This window comes from Chryseobacterium piperi, from assembly GCF_002285635.2.
GTDB lineage: Bacteria > Bacteroidota > Bacteroidia > Flavobacteriales > Weeksellaceae > Chryseobacterium > Chryseobacterium piperi.
Genome location: NZ_CP023049.2, coordinates 3,965,730 through 3,983,725, shown reverse-complemented (window position 1 = coordinate 3,983,725; position 17,996 = coordinate 3,965,730). Strand labels below are relative to the sequence as shown.

Sequence of the window (17,996 nt, the reverse complement as noted above, 5' to 3'; positions counted from 1 at the left end):
TTTAGAAAGTTATATTAAAATTAAAACCAAAATTTCTAGCCGTTGGATATCTGGCGACCGCTAAGCTTGCTCCAGTCTGCATTTCCGGATCACCAAAATTCCTGTTATCTTTTGCATAGACTACAAAAGGATTTCTGGCATAAACTCCGATACTCATACTATTGATGAAAGTATTAGAAAGCACTGATTTTGGAATGGAATAATTTAAAGCAATTTCTCTAATTTTCAATGCCGTACCGTCAATTACAAATTCTTCAGCAATATCATCTCCATAATTGGTTGTAAAGTAGTTTACAGTACCAGCATAGCTCGGATCATCACCCACAGTTGTTGTGTTAACAACATAAACCGGGTTTGCTGCAGTTCCTGTATTCTGAACGGAATTTGGAATAATATACCCTTTCGAACGATCAAAATCAGCCTGCTTCTCTAAAGTACCCACATATGACATTAAATTTTTAGCTTCAGATACAAAACTATTTCCTGTTCTATAATCTGCCACTGCGCTTAATGTAAAGCCTTTTAATCTAATTGATGTACTAAATGTCAAGATATAATCAGGATCTAATTTACCTAATACTTTATACTGGCTACTTACAACAGGAATTCCCAGATCATCCACAATAATTCTTCCTTCAGGATCTCTCTGATAAGCCGTCCCCATAATTGTATTTGCACTTCCACCTAAAACAGCATAAAACCCTGCCGGTATTCCTTGTCCCGAAGCTCCTCTAGGTACAGATATAGCCCCATTCTCTAAGCTTGTCACTACAGATCTGTATTGCGCATAAGACCCCTTCAAATTCCATTCAAAATCTTTCGACTTAAATGGTGTTAATCCTAATTCCAATTCAAAGCCTCTGTTTCTCATTGATCCTGCATTATCCAAAACATTACTGAATCCTGTAGCATTAGATACCCCGCTGTTTGTAATCAACCCATCAGTCTTAGTCTGATACACTGAACCGTCAAAAGTAATTCTATCTTTAAAGAACCCTAAACTTAAGTTAGCTTCTACAGTATTGTTAAATTCAGGCTTGATATCCTGGGATACAGGCGTCGTATTGATAATGTACGAAGAAAGTGTCCCAAAAGGAAATCCTGTAGGAAAAGCACCTACTTCATCTACAGCATATGCATCCAGTATGGAGTTACCTGTTCTGGTATATCCTCCACTTACTTTTGCATAGGTAAGAACATTTCCATTAGTTAAGTTTTTAAATAGTTTTGTAGGAATGAACGACGCTCCAACCGAGTAATAAGGATACCCTTCATTTCTCATTGGTTTAGGACTTTGTCCCACTAATGGTGTTTCACGAATACTAAGAACGGATGACTGTTCGTATCTTAGTGTCGCATTCAAGAAAAGGTAATCTTTATATCCTAAATCTAAGTTCGAAAACCATGCTACACTCCTCTTTCTCAGCATTCCATTTTCAAGATCATACCACGGTGTGGAATTAAGGACATTCTGAATATTGTACCAACCTGGAATCTGTAAATTAGTTCCCCCAACCTCTGCATAGTCTTCTTTTGTATCTTGCATATTATTCCCTAGGTTAAGTTTGAAATTCAAATCATCCGTCAAATCATAATTAAAATTCAACATTAAATCTCCATAATATCTCCATACTTTAGTTACAGATTTCTTGTAAGCTGACGGAATAGCAGCAGATCCATATTCCAAGAAATTAGTACCATCATAAGGAGTCCCTGTATTAGTATATGGTCTTACATTGCTCGCATTGTACGCATCAGTATGGGTCTCAGTGATACTTGATATCGTTGACATGTTACCTGTATACGTCAAACTGATATTCTTATTAAATTCATATCCTAAAGACACAATACCATTAAAGGTAGTCGTATTATTATCATTACGTAAATGGTCTCTCAACCAATATGGGCTATAGGAAAACGCTGTCCAATGCCCATCCATTCCTCCTGCTTCATATCTTCTAACATCGATATTAGTAGGAGTTTGAATAAGTTGTCCAAAAAGGTTACCTCCCGTCTGAGAAGTATTTTGATCAATAAGATTAAAAGTAGCATCAATTCTCAGTTTTCCTAATTGTTTACCACCTTTATAGAAAAATGTATTTCTTTTAAGCTTATCTCCCGGGATCATGAAGTCATTCTCCACCCTGTTAAAAGATAAAAAAGAGTAAGAATCCACCCCTCCAGCATTAACAGAAATACCATTTTGCATCAGTACCCCATTTCTAAAAAACTTATCCGCATTATTCTTTCTGGCCGCATAAGGGCTATATATAAGACTTCCATCAGCCTGTGGCATACCTGCTATTAACAACTGTCCTCCTATCTGAGGATTATTGTAAGCCGGACCCCAGCTACCGTTTTCATAAGGTACCCAGTTTGCTCCACCATACTCTACATTACTAAACTCAGTAGGCTCACCTGTCCATCCTTGCCCATAGAGCTGCTGACGAATAGGTGTTTTATAAATAGAAGAAACATCTACAGAAGATGTTAAAGTAAATTGTATCTTTTCAGATTTAGTTCCTTTTTTAGTAGTAACTACAATAACCCCGTTACTACCCCTTTCTCCATACAAAGCTGAACCCTGCTGACCTTTAATAACGTTTACACTTTCAACGACCTCAGGAGGTAATTGTTGAAAAATACCTAAAGTAGATATCGCACCATCAATAACAACAAGAGCTTCATTATTACCTGAAATAGATCTCGGTCCTCTGATCGTTACTGTTGCCTGACTATTAACAGAGTTACTGGTTGTATTAATCTGTAAACCAGCCACTTTTCCAGTTAATGCTTGAGCTGCATTTGGATTCACCGCCTGATTCAGCTCTTTAGTATCAATCACTTTATTACTAGTAACAATAGCATCTTGTCTTTTTTTAAGACCAAGAGCTCCAGTCACTACGACTTCACGTATGTCCTGCGTTCTCAGAGTATCACCTTGTGTGCTTTGTGCATTCACAAACACAAAAGAGGAAGTCAGAACTATAGCCAAAACACTTGTAGTTAATTTCTTCATATTTAAATTGATTATTTTTTTTATTATTGCAAATATGTAAAACTTTCTTAAAGTAACCAAATTATTTGTTAAAAATATTTAAATTCATAAATCATAAGATAATGATATTCATTATACTTAGCAATTTAATAAAAAAAACACCATTTCATTGAACGTATAAATAATTTAAAATTTAAACATATCTTATCAATTACCATTTTTAAATAAATTATTAACACCATTTAAACGAATAATCAATAAATTCCTAATACACATAAAAAGTTTATTTTTTTTAATTTTGTAACTGTTTAGGTTATTATATAAATTGTTTTCATGGATTTATTAAAAAAGTGGTCTGACTCTTATATTGAGGCAGGATGTGATGAAGTTGGCAGAGGCTGCTTATGTGGCCCGGTAGTAGCAGCCGCAGTTATTTTAGATCATAATTTCAACCAAAATCTGGTTAATGATTCTAAAAAGCTAAATTTTAAAACAAGAATAGATCTTGATAACTATATTAAAGACAATGTACAGGATTATGCTATCGCAGAGTTACCTCCGGATTTTATCGACCTTCATAACATTCTCAACGCAAGTATTCATGCGATGCATCAAGCATTGGATAAACTAACCATACGACCTGAGTTGATATTGGTAGATGGGAATAAGTTCCACCCTTATAATTTCATTCCTCATCAATGCATTATAAAAGGAGACTCAAAAATACTTTCCATTGCTGCAGCTTCTATTTTAGCCAAAAACTACAGAGACCGGCTCATGATTCAGCTTCATGACGAATTTCCTGAATATGGATGGAATACCAATTTTGGTTATGCTACTAAAAAACATCAGGAAGCACTCATCAGATTCGGTCCAACAAAATACCACAGACAGTCTTTCAGATTGAAATACGATTAAATGAAAAAAGAGAAGCTAATGAATTAGCTTCTCTTTTTTTTATTATGGGAAATAAGAATTTATTTCTTTTTTCTCTGTTGCTCTGTTGTTTTTTGCTGTTCCTGAGCCTTCTCCATCATCTCTCTCATTCTTTTCTGGAACTTACCTTCAGTTTTCGGCTTTTCTTTGTTAGCCTGAATCTGTGCATGAATTTTCTTTTCATCCAGAATCCAGTATTTAATAACAAGAATAATCAAGATATTAATTGCATTTGAAACAAAGTAATACCATGAAAGACCTGAAGCTGAAGTATTCAAGAAGAATAAGAAAGTAATTGGGAAAATATACATCAACACTTTCATATTCGGCATACCTTCCTGCTGAGGCTGTTGAATATTTCCTGAAGTCATAATCGTATAGATCAAGATTACCACCGTACAAGCCAATGCAAAAATACTTAAATGATCACCTAAAAAAGGAATCTTAAACGGTAACTTAATTAAATCATCATAGGCTGTTAAATCTTTTGCAAACCAGAATCCCTTACCTCTCAAATCAATAAAGTTCGGGAAGAAACGGAATAAAGCATAGAATATAGGAATTTGTACCAGAGCCGGTAAGCAACCAGCCATCTGATTCACTCCCGCTTTTCGGTAAACCTCCATTGTCGCTTGTTGCTTTTTCATTGGATCTGCATCCTTTAATTTAGCATTCACCTCATCAATCTCCGGACGAATTACTCTCATCATTGCACTAAGCTTATGTTGCTTATACATAATAGGTGATAAAATCAGCTTCACGATAATGGTCATTACAAAAATCACCCATCCGGCTGTTAAACCCCAAGATGCTATAATATTATACATCGGCATGAAAAAATAACGGTTCATTCCACCGATTATCGACCAACCTAATGGTAGTATTTCATCAAAGTTTTTATCATAAGATTTCAACAACGGTAAATCCAATGGCATAAAGTACCAGGTAAAATCCTGATTTAACTCACTTCCTGTCATTTGAACAAATCCTTCATAGCTGAATTTTTTCAAGTATTCTCCTTCCTCAACTGATTCCTGGTTTCCTTTACTTTGTGTAAATCCATTTTTAGCTTCAATTACTGAAGAGAAAAACTGTTGCTTCACACCAATCCAGTTTAACGTTTCTTTTTCCTCATCCATCGTTGTTCTTCCATCATAATCATAGCTCTTATAATTATTGAATGCATAAGAGAACTCTGAATGCGACTGTTCTTGTGCTCTACCTTTCTCAAGATTTCTCACATTATAATTCCAAAGGAAATCTGCTTTAGTATCAGAAGTCACTTGAGACAATCCCTGAGTTCTTACTTTAAAATCTAAGGTGTATTTTGGAAGTAATGTATAAATAAACTGAATAACAGCACCATTGTAATCAGCAGTAAGGGTTACTGCATTACCATTAACCGTTGGAGAGAAAACTAAGTCTTTAGTATTAATAATCTTACCGGTTTTATCTTTAAACTGAAAACCGTAGTTCGAATTATTTTTATTGATCAGATAAAGTGGTAAGTCAGCTTTATCGCTTTTGTGATCGTAAGCTTTAAATTTTAAGAGTTCTACTTTAGAAACCTGTCCTCCCAAGCTGGAAAATTCCAATTTCAATTCATTATTTCCTATACTGGAAACCTGAATTGCATTAGGAGTTACATTTGGATTGATATTACTTGCCTGAGTTTGTTTTACGGCACTTTTTACTTGTTCAGTTTTTTGTTGTTGAGTTTTCAACTGCTCCTCTTTCTGTTGTTTGTTTTGGAAATAAAACATAAATCCGAAGAGAACCAAACATAAAACCGCAAAACTAATCATTTGACTTTTATCGAGTCCGTTGTTCTGTTGCATTTTGATTTTATTAAAATTAATTTTTTTCTAATCCATCGCCAATTCGACTTTGGATTTCGAGCTGACAAAAATACAGATTTTTTATCAAAACTCTATCTTTTACTCTATTACAATATAATAAACCCAGGCTGATAATAATCAACCTGAGTTTATAATAGAACGTTTATAATGTAAGAATTACTTTATTTCTTTTCACAAGCTTTAATAAAGGCTCTGAATAATGGATGCGGTGTCGCCACCGTACTCTTATATTCAGGGTGATATTGTACCCCAACATAGAATGGGTGATCCGTCATCTCAAGTGCTTCAACCAGTCCTGTTTCAGGATTCGTTCCTGTTGCCAAAAATCCATTCTTTTCAAACTCCTGCATATAATCACTATTGAATTCGTAACGGTGGCGGTGTCTTTCGGAAATATTTTTGCTTCCGTAAATATCAAATAGTCTAGAATTATTCTTTAATGAACATTTCCAAGCTCCAAGACGCATAGTCCCCCCTTTATCCACAACATTTTTCTGCTCTTCCATTAAAGAGATTACAGGATGCTCTGTAGCGGTATCAAATTCCATAGAATTCGCTTTTGAATATCCAAGAATATTTCTTGCAAATTCAATCGTCATAATCTGCATTCCTAAACAAATTCCCAACATTGGAATTTTATTTTCTCTTGCATATTGAGCCGTAAGAACTTTCCCTTCAATTCCTCTGTCTCCGAAACCAGGAGCAACAAGAATTCCATTAACTCCCTTCAATGTTTCTTTAATATTTTCCGGGGTAATATCTCCACTATAGACCCATCTTACCTTTACTTCAGTTTCAAGATCTGCTCCTGCGTGTTTAAATGCTTCAGCAATAGAAATATAAGAATCCTGAAGAGAAACATATTTTCCAACTAAAGCGATCTCAACAATCTTTTTAGGGTTCTGGAATTTTTTAACAAAATTCTTCCAGTCCTTCAAGTCCGCCTCCTTATCACTTTTTAGATCCAGTCCTTTTAAAACAACATCATCAAAATTTTGTTTTTGCAGATACATCGGAACTTCATAGATCGTTGCTAAATCCTTACATTCGATCACATTATCTAAAGGAACATTACAGAACTGAGCCAACTTAGCTCTCTGATCTTTTGGAATCTTATGTTCTGTACGGCACACCAAAACATCAGCCATAATTCCACTCTCCATTAATTGACGAACGGAATGCTGAGAAGGTTTTGTTTTTAATTCGCCGCTAGAAGCCAGATAAGGCAATAAAGTAAGGTGAATAACCATAGAATTTTTCTCTCCCAACTCCCATTTTAACTGGCGTACAGTTTCAATGTATGGTAAAGACTCAATATCTCCAACAGTTCCTCCGATCTCTGTAATAATGATATCGTAATTTTGTTTGGAAAGAATTTTAATTCTACGCTTAATTTCGTTAGTAATATGAGGAATTACCTGAACTGTTTTCCCTAAAAAGTCTCCTTTTCTTTCTTTTTCAATTACAGTCTGGTAAATTTTTCCTGTAGTAACGTTGTTGTTTTGGGAAGTGGGAGCATCTAAATATCGCTCATAGTGACCTAAATCCAGATCCGTCTCCGCACCATCTTCGGTTACATAGCATTCTCCATGTTCATAAGGATTCAGGGTTCCTGGGTCAATATTAATATAAGGATCTAGTTTTTGGATCGTTACATTAAAACCGCGTGATTTCAGCAATAGTCCCAAAGAAGCAGAAACGATTCCTTTTCCCAAAGATGAAGTTACACCTCCTGTCACAAAGATGTATTTAGTATTCTTTTTACTCATTAGATTAGGTTTGTGCAAAGTTATGGGAAAAAGAAATACGAGGCAATTTATTTACAAAGAAATAAAAAGGTTCCTCAAAATTATTTGAGAAACCTTTTATCTAAACCAAATTATATATATGTAAATTATTGCTTAATCAATTCAAAATATAAATTTACATCAACATCTTTAGCTACTCCTGCCCCTGTTGGATCAAATTTGATATTGTAATCTAAACGGTTAACGGTGAATTTAGTCTGAAAACCTAAAACTTCTTTACCCTGTTGGTTTTTCGTTACACCTCCGTATGTAAGTGGAACACTAATTTCTTTAGTAACATCTTTTATCGTAAGCTTTCCTTTTAATGTATAGTTATTATTCTTGTCTTTAATCATTGAGGTTCCTTCAAACTTCATCGTCTGAAATTTTTCTGCATCAAAAAAATCTGCACTTTTCAGGTGTTTATCTCTCATTTCAACCCCTGTATTCACAGACCCTGTAACAACATTAAAATTAAATGTAGCTTTATCCAGATTGGATCCAGGCGCAACTACAGTTCCTTCAAACTTATCAAATCTACCCTGCACAAAGCTAATCCCCATATGCTTGATATTGAAATTAACAGACGAATGCATAGGATCTACATTCCATGTAGATTGTGCAAAAACAGTAATGCTTAAAAAAGCAAACACAAAAGCAAATAGTACCTTTTTCATAATAAAATATTTTGTAATTATTAAAATCAAAGATAAAGTGATAAACCCAGCTATCTATTGACCTATGTTATCTTTTTCTTTAAAAATAAAATTGTCTTTAAATATATATAATGGAAAACACATACAAGCAGAAACACCAACATCACACTCAGATACAAAAAAACATTCAAAAGTTTTGGGTTGGTTTTTTCTGAAAAATAAGAAAAGGGGTTCGTACCGGAAATAATGAGTATAAATAAATTGATTACAAGAAATAAAAAAGCTATTCTATATATTGAATGATAACTTTCTTTGAAAAGAAGCACAGTTACGAATCCAATGCCACTACTGATCAGACACCCTATAAGAATCACAAAAGATAACATTCCAAAGTCTCCCCCGGGCAATTCTAAACACCTCACACTCCAATCTGCAAACCAAGTAATCAGGATAGTCATCACAGCAAATATACTCACAGTTTTGAGCAAAATATTTTTCATGGTTGAAAATTAACTAAAATTTCGGGAGAAAAATTCAAAAAAAATTTTGAACTTCGCGGTATGGCAAAACTTAAAACAGCATATTTCTGTCAAAACTGTGGAACCCAATATTCTCAATGGATGGGACAATGTAAAAACTGTGGACAATGGAATACTTTAGTGGAAGAAGTCGTAGAAAAAACGGCGAGTAAAAGCCTTCCGTCTTCAAGGACTAAACAACACGTTATTAATATCATTGAAGTTGAAGCGATTGAGGAACCACGAATTAAAACCCCTTCAGAAGAACTGAATCGGGTGATGGGAGGTGGAATTGTTTTAGGCTCTGTTACTTTGATCGGTGGAGAACCCGGAATTGGAAAATCTACTCTGCTTTTACAACTGGCTCTAAAAATGAAGAAAAAAGTCTTCTATGTTTCAGGGGAAGAAAGCGCTTCGCAAATCAAAATGAGGGCTGACCGGCTAGCTGAAATCCAGAATCCCAATTGTTTTCTGTTTACAGAAACTTCACTGGAAAAAATTCTTCATGAAGCAAAAAAACTGGAGCCCGATTTTATGATCATTGACTCCATTCAGACTTTACAGTCTCAATTGATAGAAAGCTCACCAGGAACTGTTTCTCAAATCAGAGAATGCTCCAATGAAATTATTAAATATGCCAAAGAAAATAACACTCCTGTTTTTTTAGTAGGTCACATCACAAAAGACGGACAAATTGCCGGTCCAAAAGTTTTGGAGCACATGGTTGATGTAGTTTTAAATTTTGACGGGGACAGAAATCACCTTTTCAGACTTTTAAGAGCTAATAAAAACCGTTTTGGATCTACTTCAGAAATTGGAATCTATGAAATGATCTCTCAAGGTTTAAAAGAGATTAAAAATCCGTCTGAAATTTTAATTACAAAAAAATTCGAAGAACTTTCCGGTAACTCTGTAGCAGTTACATTAGAAGGAAACCGACCTATGCTCCTTGAAATCCAGGCTTTGGTAAGTACCGCTGTTTATGGAACTCCTCAAAGAAGCTCCACAGGCTTTGACGCGAAACGATTAAATATGTTACTTGCCGTATTGGAAAAGCGTGCAGGCTTTCAACTTGGAGCAAAAGACGTTTTCCTCAATATTACCGGTGGGATAAAAACAGATGACCCCGCCCTGGATCTGGCTGTTATAGCCTCTATTCTTTCGTCCAATGAAGATATTGCCATTTCTGAACATTTTTGTTTTGCAGGAGAAATTGGATTAAGTGGCGAAATCCGTCCTGTAGCACAAGTTGAACAGCGAATTTCAGAAGCGGAAAAGTTAGGCTATGAAAAGATATTTGTCTCTAACCTTAATAAAATACCTAAAAGAAAGTTTGGGATCAAGATTGAAGAAGTAAGCAAAATCGAAGATTTTCATGAGAGAGTTTTCTAATTAAAAATAATAAAAATGCCACTTGAAAACATTCAGAAATTTGTTCTTGTCTTATTGTATGGTGGCTTACCCTTACTCTCATTTACTGTGTTAATTAATCCGATGCGGGTTAATAAAAAAGCTAATTTATTTTTTGGTTTATTTCTTTTTCTATAGTTCAGTTACTGGATTTTGAATGTTTTGCAGTTTTGTGGACTTTCCCCCGATCCATTGTTTGAATTGGGTGTTTATGCCATACAGATATTAACACCTATTTTTCTTTTTTTCAGTGCTGTATTTTTTATTAACCCAAATTATCATTTAAAAAAAGAGATGCCATTTGCATGGTTGTTCCTGTAATCTATTGGGCGTTACTACCCATATCAGAGGACAATAAAATAATTCATGCTATTGTCATGCTCGTAGATGTTTCTCATAATCTACCCTGCATTGCCCTTATTTATTTCAAGATCAGAAAACACCAAAAAAGAATTGAAGCAATATCCTCTAATACGGAAAAAATCGATATCCAATGGCTCATTAAGCTCAGCTTTCTTCTTTTTATCATTATAATTATAACCGTAGGTTACGAGCTCTTCAATACCTTTATCTATAAGATGCACCAACATTTGGCAATGGATCTCTTATTCTTATTCATAGTGTACAGTACTTTATACTATGTTCTTCGTCAGAAAGAGATCTATCCTACTGACAAAAAGCAACGTCAAGAGTTACTGCTGATCGAGTCAGAAGTCGATGAAGAACAATCTGAAAGAAAAAAATTAATTCAAGATCACGAATTTGAGGTTTTAAAACAGAGACTGATCCATTTGATGGAAAAAGAAAAACCTTATTTAGATGGTTCTTAATGTATTAAAACTATCTGATATAATCCAAATCGACGCCCATCAGCTTTCTTATCTTCTGAATACAGGTTTTAATGAGAATTTCTTTCATTTCGTCAATAAATATAGAGTTCAACATGCCAAAGAGTTACTTCTTGATGATTCTCAAAAAAAGCTTTCTATGGTGGGAATTGCTTTTGAATCCGGTTTCAATTCTAAAACAGCTTTCAATACTATTTTTAAAAAAATGACGCAAATGACTCCTTCTGAATTCAAAAAAAAACATCCTGATCTATAAAAAACGCCTTCTTTTACTCCACCCCAAAAAGCTGACTACTTTTCATAATAATACTACATAAAGCAAGAAATCCATACAAAAATCAAGAATATTATACACAATACTTAACATAATATAAAAATTCACCAAGTATTGATATTATATATATACATTTGTACTACACCACTAAAACAAATTAATATGAAAACAAAATTAACTACTCTTGTATTGTTTTGCGCTACATTATTGTCCGCCCAAAACAGAGTTTTTCGGAATCCCATTAACGAAAGTACCTTAAAAAACAATCAGAAAGTAAGCCGGGAATTATCATCCACTTATATATCGACTAAGTACTATTCCCAACCCACCTTCAATTTAAAATCCGATCTACATATCAATCTTCCGAATGATAAGGAAATAATGGCAAAATTTAGTCGGACTTATACTTACAGTAATAAAAGTGAATCCTATGTTTATGCTATTGAAAACGACCCGAAAGCCGAACTTGTCCTTTCAAAATATGACAACATCGTCACTGGAATGTACGCTTCCGGCACAGGTGAAAAGATTATGTTTCACCAAACAGACGCTTCCATCTTTGCGCTTTCTATCGTAAGTGATTCTAAAATTATTAATCAGGATACTATAGATGATTATATTCTGGATAAGACAGAAAATACCAACAAAGCTAACTCCAACGTATGCCTATCTTCAACTCCGGTTTGTCCTGCAACGAGAATTGATGTGATGATTGTTTTTACAACAGCAGCAAAAAATGCGTGGGGAGGACTTTCCCAGAGTAATTCTTTTGTGGCAACGGCAATTACTAATTTCAATACAGCATTAACCAATTCAGGAGTTTCCAATGTAACGATCAATCTTGTTTACTCAGGAGAAATCGCTTATACTGAATCCGGAAGCTTAAGTACTGACCTACCTCGACTTAGAAACAATAACGATGGTTTCATGGATGACGTACATACTTTAAGAACAACATACGGAGCCGATCTTTGCGCTTTAGTCACGTCGACACCAACCAATACTTGCGGCTTAGGATATGTAAATACCAGTCCCACTAACTATTCCAGCACTTCAGGATTTTGCGTAAGCCTATACAATTGCGCAGTTTCTAATTATTCGCTTGCTCATGAACTTGGCCACAATATGGGTCTGAGACACGACTGGTATGTAGACAGCAGTACAACTCCATGTGATCACCATCATGGTTACAAGAATAAAAAAGCTATTGACCTGGGAACTTCCAGTACTTCATCCCAAAGATGGAGAACTATTATGGCTTATAATGATGAATGTTCATCAAAAGGATTTAACTGTACAAGAATCAATCGTTGGGCTAATCCAGGCATCAATTACAATAGTGACCCAACAGGAGTTGCCATCGGAAGCGCCAAGCCTGCCAATGAAGCGTATGGGTTCACCAGATTCGCTTGTGTTGTTTCTACTTTCATGCCGGAAACCCAATCCTTCTTAGCCGTAAAAGAAGAGATCAAGGAGAAACAAAGCTTTTCACTATATCCTAATCCTGCAAAGGATGTTATTAACATTTCAGGAGACCATGATGGTAAATACTCATTCAAAATATATAATTCTTCAGGACAGCACATCAACACAACAAATGAAAAAACAATTCATTTGAAAGGATTGCCATCAGGAGAATATTTCCTAAGTATTTATGATGATAAAAATACCTTGATAGAAAGTAAAAAGTTTATTGTTAGATAATTTCTTTTAAATAATTAGTTTATAAAACCTTCAAATATCTTAACTTTATTTGAAGGTTTTATTTTTACAGCCTATACTAATGAATTATCTAGCTCACTCTTTTCTTTCTTTTACAGATCAACAAATTGTAGGACAGTTTCTGGAAGACTTTATCCGAAATAAGGATCGGTATTCTTTTCCAAAAGACATCCAGGACGGAATCACCTTACACCGGGCTATTGATACTTTTACAGATTCACATCCCGCTATTCATGAAGCAAAAAAAGCGTTTAGCCCATTAGTAAGATTGTATGCTGGAGCATTTGTAGATGTTTCAATGGATTACTTTCTGGCAAATGATCTCACAAAACATTCATTACAGGGGTGGAAAGAGCATTCTTCAAAAGTTTACCGAGTTCTCAATGAAAACCAAAAATGGCTTCCAGAAAATTTCAAAAGAATGTTGGTTAAAATGGAAGCTGATGATTGGCTGTACAATTACCGTGAAGATCAGAACATAAAATTCAGCATACAAAACGTTCTTAACAAAGCCAAATATTTGGATAAAGACATCCCCGTTTTTAAAGCTTTTTTAGAAAATAAGGAAGTACTTCAGGAATGCTATGATCATTTTTTTCCGGATTTATTAAATCACACTAAAGGAATCAATAGCTTATTACAATTAGAAAATTAATTTAATATTATATAAACATAAAAAGAGGCTGTCTCAAAAGAGATAGCCTTTTTTATGCAAAAAGGAAAGCTTTCGCTTTCCTAATAGTTGCAAATTGATTAATTTGCATTGTGTTAAGTACGTCAAAAGTAGTCTTTAAAGATTACACCCCCAAAGAAAATCTGCTTTTTCCTCCCAATTTATCGGAGTTGATTGATGAGCGACATCCTGTGAAAATTGTTTCAAACATTATTGATGGCTTGGATATCAAAAGCTTAATTAAAACCTACAAACCTGGCGGAACATCTTGCTACCACCCGAAAATGCTTTTGAAAGTTTTGATTTATGGCTATTTAAGCAATATCTATTCAAGCCGCAAAATGGAGCAGGCCTTGAAAGAAAACATCCATTTTATGTGGCTCTCTGCAATGAGCCGTCCCGATCATAACACCTTAAACAGGTTCCGTAGTGAACGATTGAAAGGTGAGATTAAAGCTATTTTCACACAAATTGTTCTTCTTTTGGAAAAGGAAGGTTTGGTAAGTCTGAAAACCACTTTTGTAGATGGCACCAAGATAGAAGCCAATGCCAATCGCTATACTTTTGTTTGGGGAAGAGCTGTCAAAAAACACAAAGAAAGGATTGCAGAGCAATTAGAAGAGCTTTGGAACTATGCAGAAACAGTTGCCAAAGACGAGCTTGAAAATACAGAAAGTATTGATTTTAAAGAAGTAGATTCTGAAAAAGTAACTCAAACCATCGAAAAGATCAATGAAGTTTTGAAAGATAAAAAAGTAGCTTCAAAAGTTCGTCAGAAACTGAATTATGCTAAGAAAAACTGGGCAGATAATTTAGAGAAATATAAAAAACAGCAAGAATTATTAGAAGATAGAAATTCCTATTCCAAAACCGATACAGACGCTACTTTTATGCGAATGAAGGAGGATCATATGCGAAACGGACAACTAAAACCCGCTTACAATCTACAAATTTCTACCCATAGACAATTCATTTTACATTATTCAATTCATCCCAACCCAACAGACACCAAAACATTAGCGACTCATTTACTGGGTTTTGAAGAAAGCTATCATAAAGCTCCCAAAGAGCTTGTTGCTGATGCTGGTTATGGCTCAGAAGAAAATTACAACTTGTTAAAATCTAAGAAAATAAAAGCTTATGTTAAATATAATTACTTCAGAAAAGATCAGAAATCGGGACAAATAACCACTTCACAAAACAATCCTAAATTGGCAAAAATCAGAGAAAAGGTTTTCAAACTTCTTAATACCAGCAAGGGCATCAAACTCAGAAAACAAAGATGCCATGATGTTGAACCTGTTTTTGCAGAGCTCAAACACAACAAAAATTTTAAACGATTCATGCTTCGGGGAAAAAATAAAGTCGAGGTAGAAATCGGCATACTCGCAATTGCCCACAATCTAAAGAAAATGTCAAAAGCAGCCTAAAACAGACTGCTTTTTTGACTTATATCTTCTTTTTTCCAAGATATTTTTTTTATTCAAAATATCGAAATCTTTTTTCAATGAAATACTAAAAAGAGACTGTCCTTTTGAGACAGCCTCTTTTACTGATAGTTAAAAAGTATGAATCAATCACACAATCCTTAATTAATTTTTCTTGCAAGCAATGCATTTAAATAAAATGTTCCTTCCCAATTACTTACCAAATTATCTGTTCGTACAATTGAAACAGTTAATCTAGTTTTTCCTCCAGTTCCATTATTTGCAATATTAATCATGTTTGCAGTGTATGCATCTGGAAAACTGGCATTATTTCCCGCAGTAAGCTGAGGATAGAGTTTATTAATATTGAAAACTACCCCTTGGTATTCGTATACAATAGTCATTCGGGCAGGTCGGTTTGATGCACTATTTACAGATGACTTTGAAATAATCCACCAACCATCACTATCAAAATTGCTGTTAGAATGATTTGAGAAATCAGCAGTAAACTGATTATGAGGAGGAATAACTAATTGAAATCCATTCAAGTCCACATTGGCAGGTCTTAAGGCTTGCCACAATCCTGGAGATGGTGATGCTTGAGAATCAAAATAGTAATATCCCGGAGCAGTTACATTAATTGCTGAACCAGTTGCAGATCCTGTGCTTACGTTATTAATATAAATTAAAGTTGATTCTGTAACCCTGGGAGTTGTGTTATCCCCCATAGCTTTAGCTCTTCCACGATCTACATTGGGTACGATTATACCATCTTTAATATTGGCATTTGATGCTCCTGAAGGAATTTTAGCTACAACATCTAATGTTGCCCGAGGGTTAGTAGTATTAATTCCAACTTGCGCATAAGTAGCTGTACCCAAAAGAAGCAATGCAGCTACAAAGAAATTTTTTTTCATCATTTTTTTGTTTTTAAAAATAAATACTGTGTTAATAAATTTTAGTATTATCCTCATTTCCAAAAAATAAGCCAGCAAAAAGAATTATTTGCATTTTAAGGAAATTTTAATATCATATTATACAAGCAATTAGCTCTGTAGAAATTTACAAAATCCAAATCCTTTAATACAAAAGAGGCTGTCTCAAAAGAGATAGCCTTTTTTATGCAAAAAGGAAAGCTTTCGCTTTCCTAATAGTTGCAAATTGATTAATTTGCATTGTGTTAAGTACGTCAAAAGTAGTCTTTAAAGATTACACCCCCAAAGAAAATCTGCTTTTTCCTCCCAATTTATCGGAGTTGATTGATGAGCGACATCCTGTGAAAATTGTTTCAAACATTATTGATGGCTTGGATATCAAAAGCTTAATTAAAACCTACAAACCTGGCGGAACATCTTGCTACCACCCGAAAATGCTTTTGAAAGTTTTGATTTATGGCTATTTAAGCAATATCTATTCAAGCCGCAAAATGGAGCAGGCCTTGAAAGAAAACTTCCATTTTATATGGCTCTCTGCAATGAGTCGTCCCGATCATAACACCTTAAACAGGTTCCGTAGTGAACGATTGAAAGGTGAGATTAAAGCTATTTTCACACAAATTGTTCTTCTTTTGGAAAAGGAAGGTTTGGTAAGTCTGAAAACCACTTTTGTAGATGGCACCAAGATAGAAGCCAATGCCAATCGCTATACTTTTGTTTGGGGAAGAGCTGTCAAAAAACACAAAGAAAGGATTGCAGAGCAATTAGAAGAGCTTTGGAACTATGCAGAAACAGTTGCCAAAGACGAGCTTGAAAATACAGAAAGTATTGATTTTAAAGAAGTAGATTCTGAAAAAGTAACTCAAACCATCGAAAAGATCAATGAAGTTTTGAAAGATAAAAAAGTAGCTTCAAAAGTTCGTCAGAAACTGAATTATGCTAAGAAAAACTGGGCAGATAATTTAGAGAAATATAAAAAACAGCAAGAATTATTAGAAGATAGAAATTCCTATTCCAAAACCGATACAGACGCTACTTTTATGCGAATGAAGGAGGATCATATGCGAAACGGACAACTAAAACCCGCTTACAATCTACAAATTTCTACCCATAGACAATTCATTTTACATTATTCAATTCATCCCAACCCAACAGACACCAAAACATTAGCGACTCATTTACTGGGTTTTGAAGAAAGCTATCATAAAGCTCCCAAAGAGCTTGTTGCTGATGCTGGTTATGGCTCAGAAGAAAATTACAACTTGTTAAAATCTAAGAAAATAAAAGCTTATGTTAAATATAATTACTTCAGAAAAGATCAGAAATCGGGACAAATAACCACTTCACAAAACAATCCTAAATTGGCAAAAATCAGAGAAAAGGTTTTCAAACTTCTTAATACCAGCAAGGGCATCAAACTCAGAAAACAAAGATCCCATGATGTTGAACCTGTTTTTGCAGAGCTCAAACACAACAAAAATTTTAAACGATTCATGCTTCGGGGAAAAAATAAAGTCGAGGTAGAAATCGGCATACTCGCAATTGCCCACAATCTAAAGAAAATGTCAAAAGCAGCCTAAAACAGACTGCTTTTTTGACTTATATCTTCTTTTTTCCAAGATATTTTTTTTATTCAAAATATCGAAATCTTTTTTCAATGAAATACTAAAAAGAGACTGTCCTTTTGAGACAGCCTCTTTTTCGTTTGTGCTTTTAGAATTTTCGTCTTACTCTTTTGGGATAAAATAAAATCGTCACCTTAATTAAGAATATTACAAAGTAATTTTTTCCATCATTTGTATTTGTTAATTTACAAATCACTTTAGTAAAGTTTTAACACTATACCTTTTCCAAAAAATACGCCATAAAACCTATTTGCGAATATTCTAATGAAATTCTAATTTTATTTTAATACATTATCAGACAAATGATTAACATAAAAAACACAAGATC

General features: G+C 34.3%; 13 protein-coding genes. 8 read left to right on the top strand and 5 right to left on the bottom strand.

Translation table 11 applies throughout. The features are described 5' to 3' along the window. Position 1 precedes the first annotated feature (1 nt). Positions 2-3,019 (bottom strand): SusC/RagA family TonB-linked outer membrane protein, encoded by a 3,018-nt coding sequence (locus tag CJF12_RS17460; protein ID WP_034683617.1) that lies wholly within the window; start codon positions 3,017-3,019, stop codon positions 2-4. A gap of 312 nt (positions 3,020-3,331) precedes the next feature. Here CJF12_RS17460 and CJF12_RS17455 point away from each other — a divergent pair, with 312 nt between their 5' ends. Continuing rightward, the gene (locus tag CJF12_RS17455) at positions 3,332-3,916 is read left to right on the top strand and encodes a ribonuclease HII (protein WP_034683615.1); all 585 of its coding nucleotides are present in this window, start codon (positions 3,332-3,334) and stop codon (positions 3,914-3,916) included. 59 nt (positions 3,917-3,975) lie between these two features. Here CJF12_RS17455 and yidC read toward each other — a convergent pair whose 3' ends face one another. The 3 genes from yidC to CJF12_RS17440 all read right to left on the bottom strand — a co-directional run bounded on the left by yidC (position 3,976) and on the right by CJF12_RS17440 (position 8,257). Then, entirely contained in the window at positions 3,976-5,772 is a 1,797-nt protein-coding gene (gene yidC / locus CJF12_RS17450; protein WP_034683613.1) for a membrane protein insertase YidC, read from the bottom strand. Between the two features lie 182 nt (positions 5,773-5,954). Then, a complete protein-coding gene (locus tag CJF12_RS17445; RefSeq protein ID WP_034683610.1) occupies positions 5,955-7,562 on the bottom strand; it encodes a CTP synthase in 1,608 nt (535 codons plus the stop codon). Between the two features lie 125 nt (positions 7,563-7,687). Continuing rightward, a complete protein-coding gene (locus tag CJF12_RS17440; protein WP_034683607.1) occupies positions 7,688-8,257 on the bottom strand; it encodes a YceI family protein in 570 nt (189 codons plus the stop codon). Positions 8,258-8,796: 539 nt separating this feature from the next. Here CJF12_RS17440 and radA point away from each other — a divergent pair. The 6 genes from radA (at position 8,797) to CJF12_RS17410 (ending at position 15,111) form a co-directional block, all read left to right on the top strand. Continuing rightward, positions 8,797-10,146, top strand: coding sequence for a DNA repair protein RadA (radA, locus tag CJF12_RS17430; RefSeq protein WP_034683604.1), 1,350 nt, complete (start codon positions 8,797-8,799; stop codon positions 10,144-10,146). A gap of 323 nt (positions 10,147-10,469) precedes the next feature. Then, on the top strand, positions 10,470-10,994 hold the full coding sequence (locus tag CJF12_RS20280) for a hypothetical protein (protein ID WP_051887249.1): 525 nt from the start codon (positions 10,470-10,472) through the stop codon (positions 10,992-10,994). Then, a complete protein-coding gene (locus CJF12_RS20275; protein WP_051887248.1) occupies positions 10,984-11,268 on the top strand; it encodes a helix-turn-helix domain-containing protein in 285 nt (94 codons plus the stop codon). The genes CJF12_RS20280 and CJF12_RS20275 overlap by 11 nt, the downstream gene beginning before the upstream one ends. A gap of 180 nt (positions 11,269-11,448) precedes the next feature. Further along, positions 11,449-12,990, top strand: coding sequence for a zinc-dependent metalloprotease (locus CJF12_RS17420; protein ID WP_051887247.1), 1,542 nt, complete (start codon positions 11,449-11,451; stop codon positions 12,988-12,990). 79 nt (positions 12,991-13,069) lie between these two features. Continuing rightward, positions 13,070-13,663 carry an acyl carrier protein phosphodiesterase gene (locus CJF12_RS17415; protein WP_034683602.1) on the top strand — a complete coding sequence of 198 codons (594 nt, stop codon included), beginning with the start codon at positions 13,070-13,072 and terminating at the stop codon, positions 13,661-13,663. Positions 13,664-13,773: 110 nt separating this feature from the next. Further along, on the top strand, positions 13,774-15,111 hold the full coding sequence (locus tag CJF12_RS17410; protein WP_095591034.1) for an IS1182 family transposase: 1,338 nt from the start codon (positions 13,774-13,776) through the stop codon (positions 15,109-15,111). A 158-nt stretch (positions 15,112-15,269) separates the two neighbouring features. On the opposite strand, the gene CJF12_RS17405 is transcribed toward CJF12_RS17410, so the two are convergent. Beyond that, a complete protein-coding gene (locus CJF12_RS17405; RefSeq protein ID WP_131329613.1) occupies positions 15,270-16,028 on the bottom strand; it encodes a hypothetical protein in 759 nt (252 codons plus the stop codon). A 257-nt stretch (positions 16,029-16,285) separates the two neighbouring features. On the opposite strand from CJF12_RS17405, the gene CJF12_RS17400 reads away from it, so the two are divergent. Beyond that, positions 16,286-17,623, top strand: coding sequence for an IS1182 family transposase (locus CJF12_RS17400; RefSeq protein WP_095591192.1), 1,338 nt, complete (start codon positions 16,286-16,288; stop codon positions 17,621-17,623). Positions 17,624-17,996 lie beyond the last annotated feature (373 nt).

What these genes read in the sequence shown, in the direction of transcription:
- CJF12_RS17460 (WP_034683617.1), bottom strand. Translation starts at nt 3,019, where the DNA reads ATGAAGAAATTAACTACAAGTGTTTTGGCTATAGTTCTGACTTCCTCT.
- CJF12_RS17455 (WP_034683615.1), top strand. Translation starts at nt 3,332, where the DNA reads ATGGATTTATTAAAAAAGTGGTCTGACTCTTATATTGAGGCAGGATGT.
- yidC (WP_034683613.1), bottom strand. Translation starts at nt 5,772, where the DNA reads ATGCAACAGAACAACGGACTCGATAAAAGTCAAATGATTAGTTTTGCG.
- CJF12_RS17445 (WP_034683610.1), bottom strand. Translation starts at nt 7,562, where the DNA reads ATGAGTAAAAAGAATACTAAATACATCTTTGTGACAGGAGGTGTAACT.
- CJF12_RS17440 (WP_034683607.1), bottom strand. Translation starts at nt 8,257, where the DNA reads ATGAAAAAGGTACTATTTGCTTTTGTGTTTGCTTTTTTAAGCATTACT.
- radA (WP_034683604.1), top strand. Translation starts at nt 8,797, where the DNA reads ATGGCAAAACTTAAAACAGCATATTTCTGTCAAAACTGTGGAACCCAA.
- CJF12_RS20280 (WP_051887249.1), top strand. Translation starts at nt 10,470, where the DNA reads ATGGTTGTTCCTGTAATCTATTGGGCGTTACTACCCATATCAGAGGAC.
- CJF12_RS20275 (WP_051887248.1), top strand. Translation starts at nt 10,984, where the DNA reads ATGGTTCTTAATGTATTAAAACTATCTGATATAATCCAAATCGACGCC.
- CJF12_RS17420 (WP_051887247.1), top strand. Translation starts at nt 11,449, where the DNA reads ATGAAAACAAAATTAACTACTCTTGTATTGTTTTGCGCTACATTATTG.
- CJF12_RS17415 (WP_034683602.1), top strand. Translation starts at nt 13,070, where the DNA reads ATGAATTATCTAGCTCACTCTTTTCTTTCTTTTACAGATCAACAAATT.
- CJF12_RS17405 (WP_131329613.1), bottom strand. Translation starts at nt 16,028, where the DNA reads ATGATGAAAAAAAATTTCTTTGTAGCTGCATTGCTTCTTTTGGGTACA.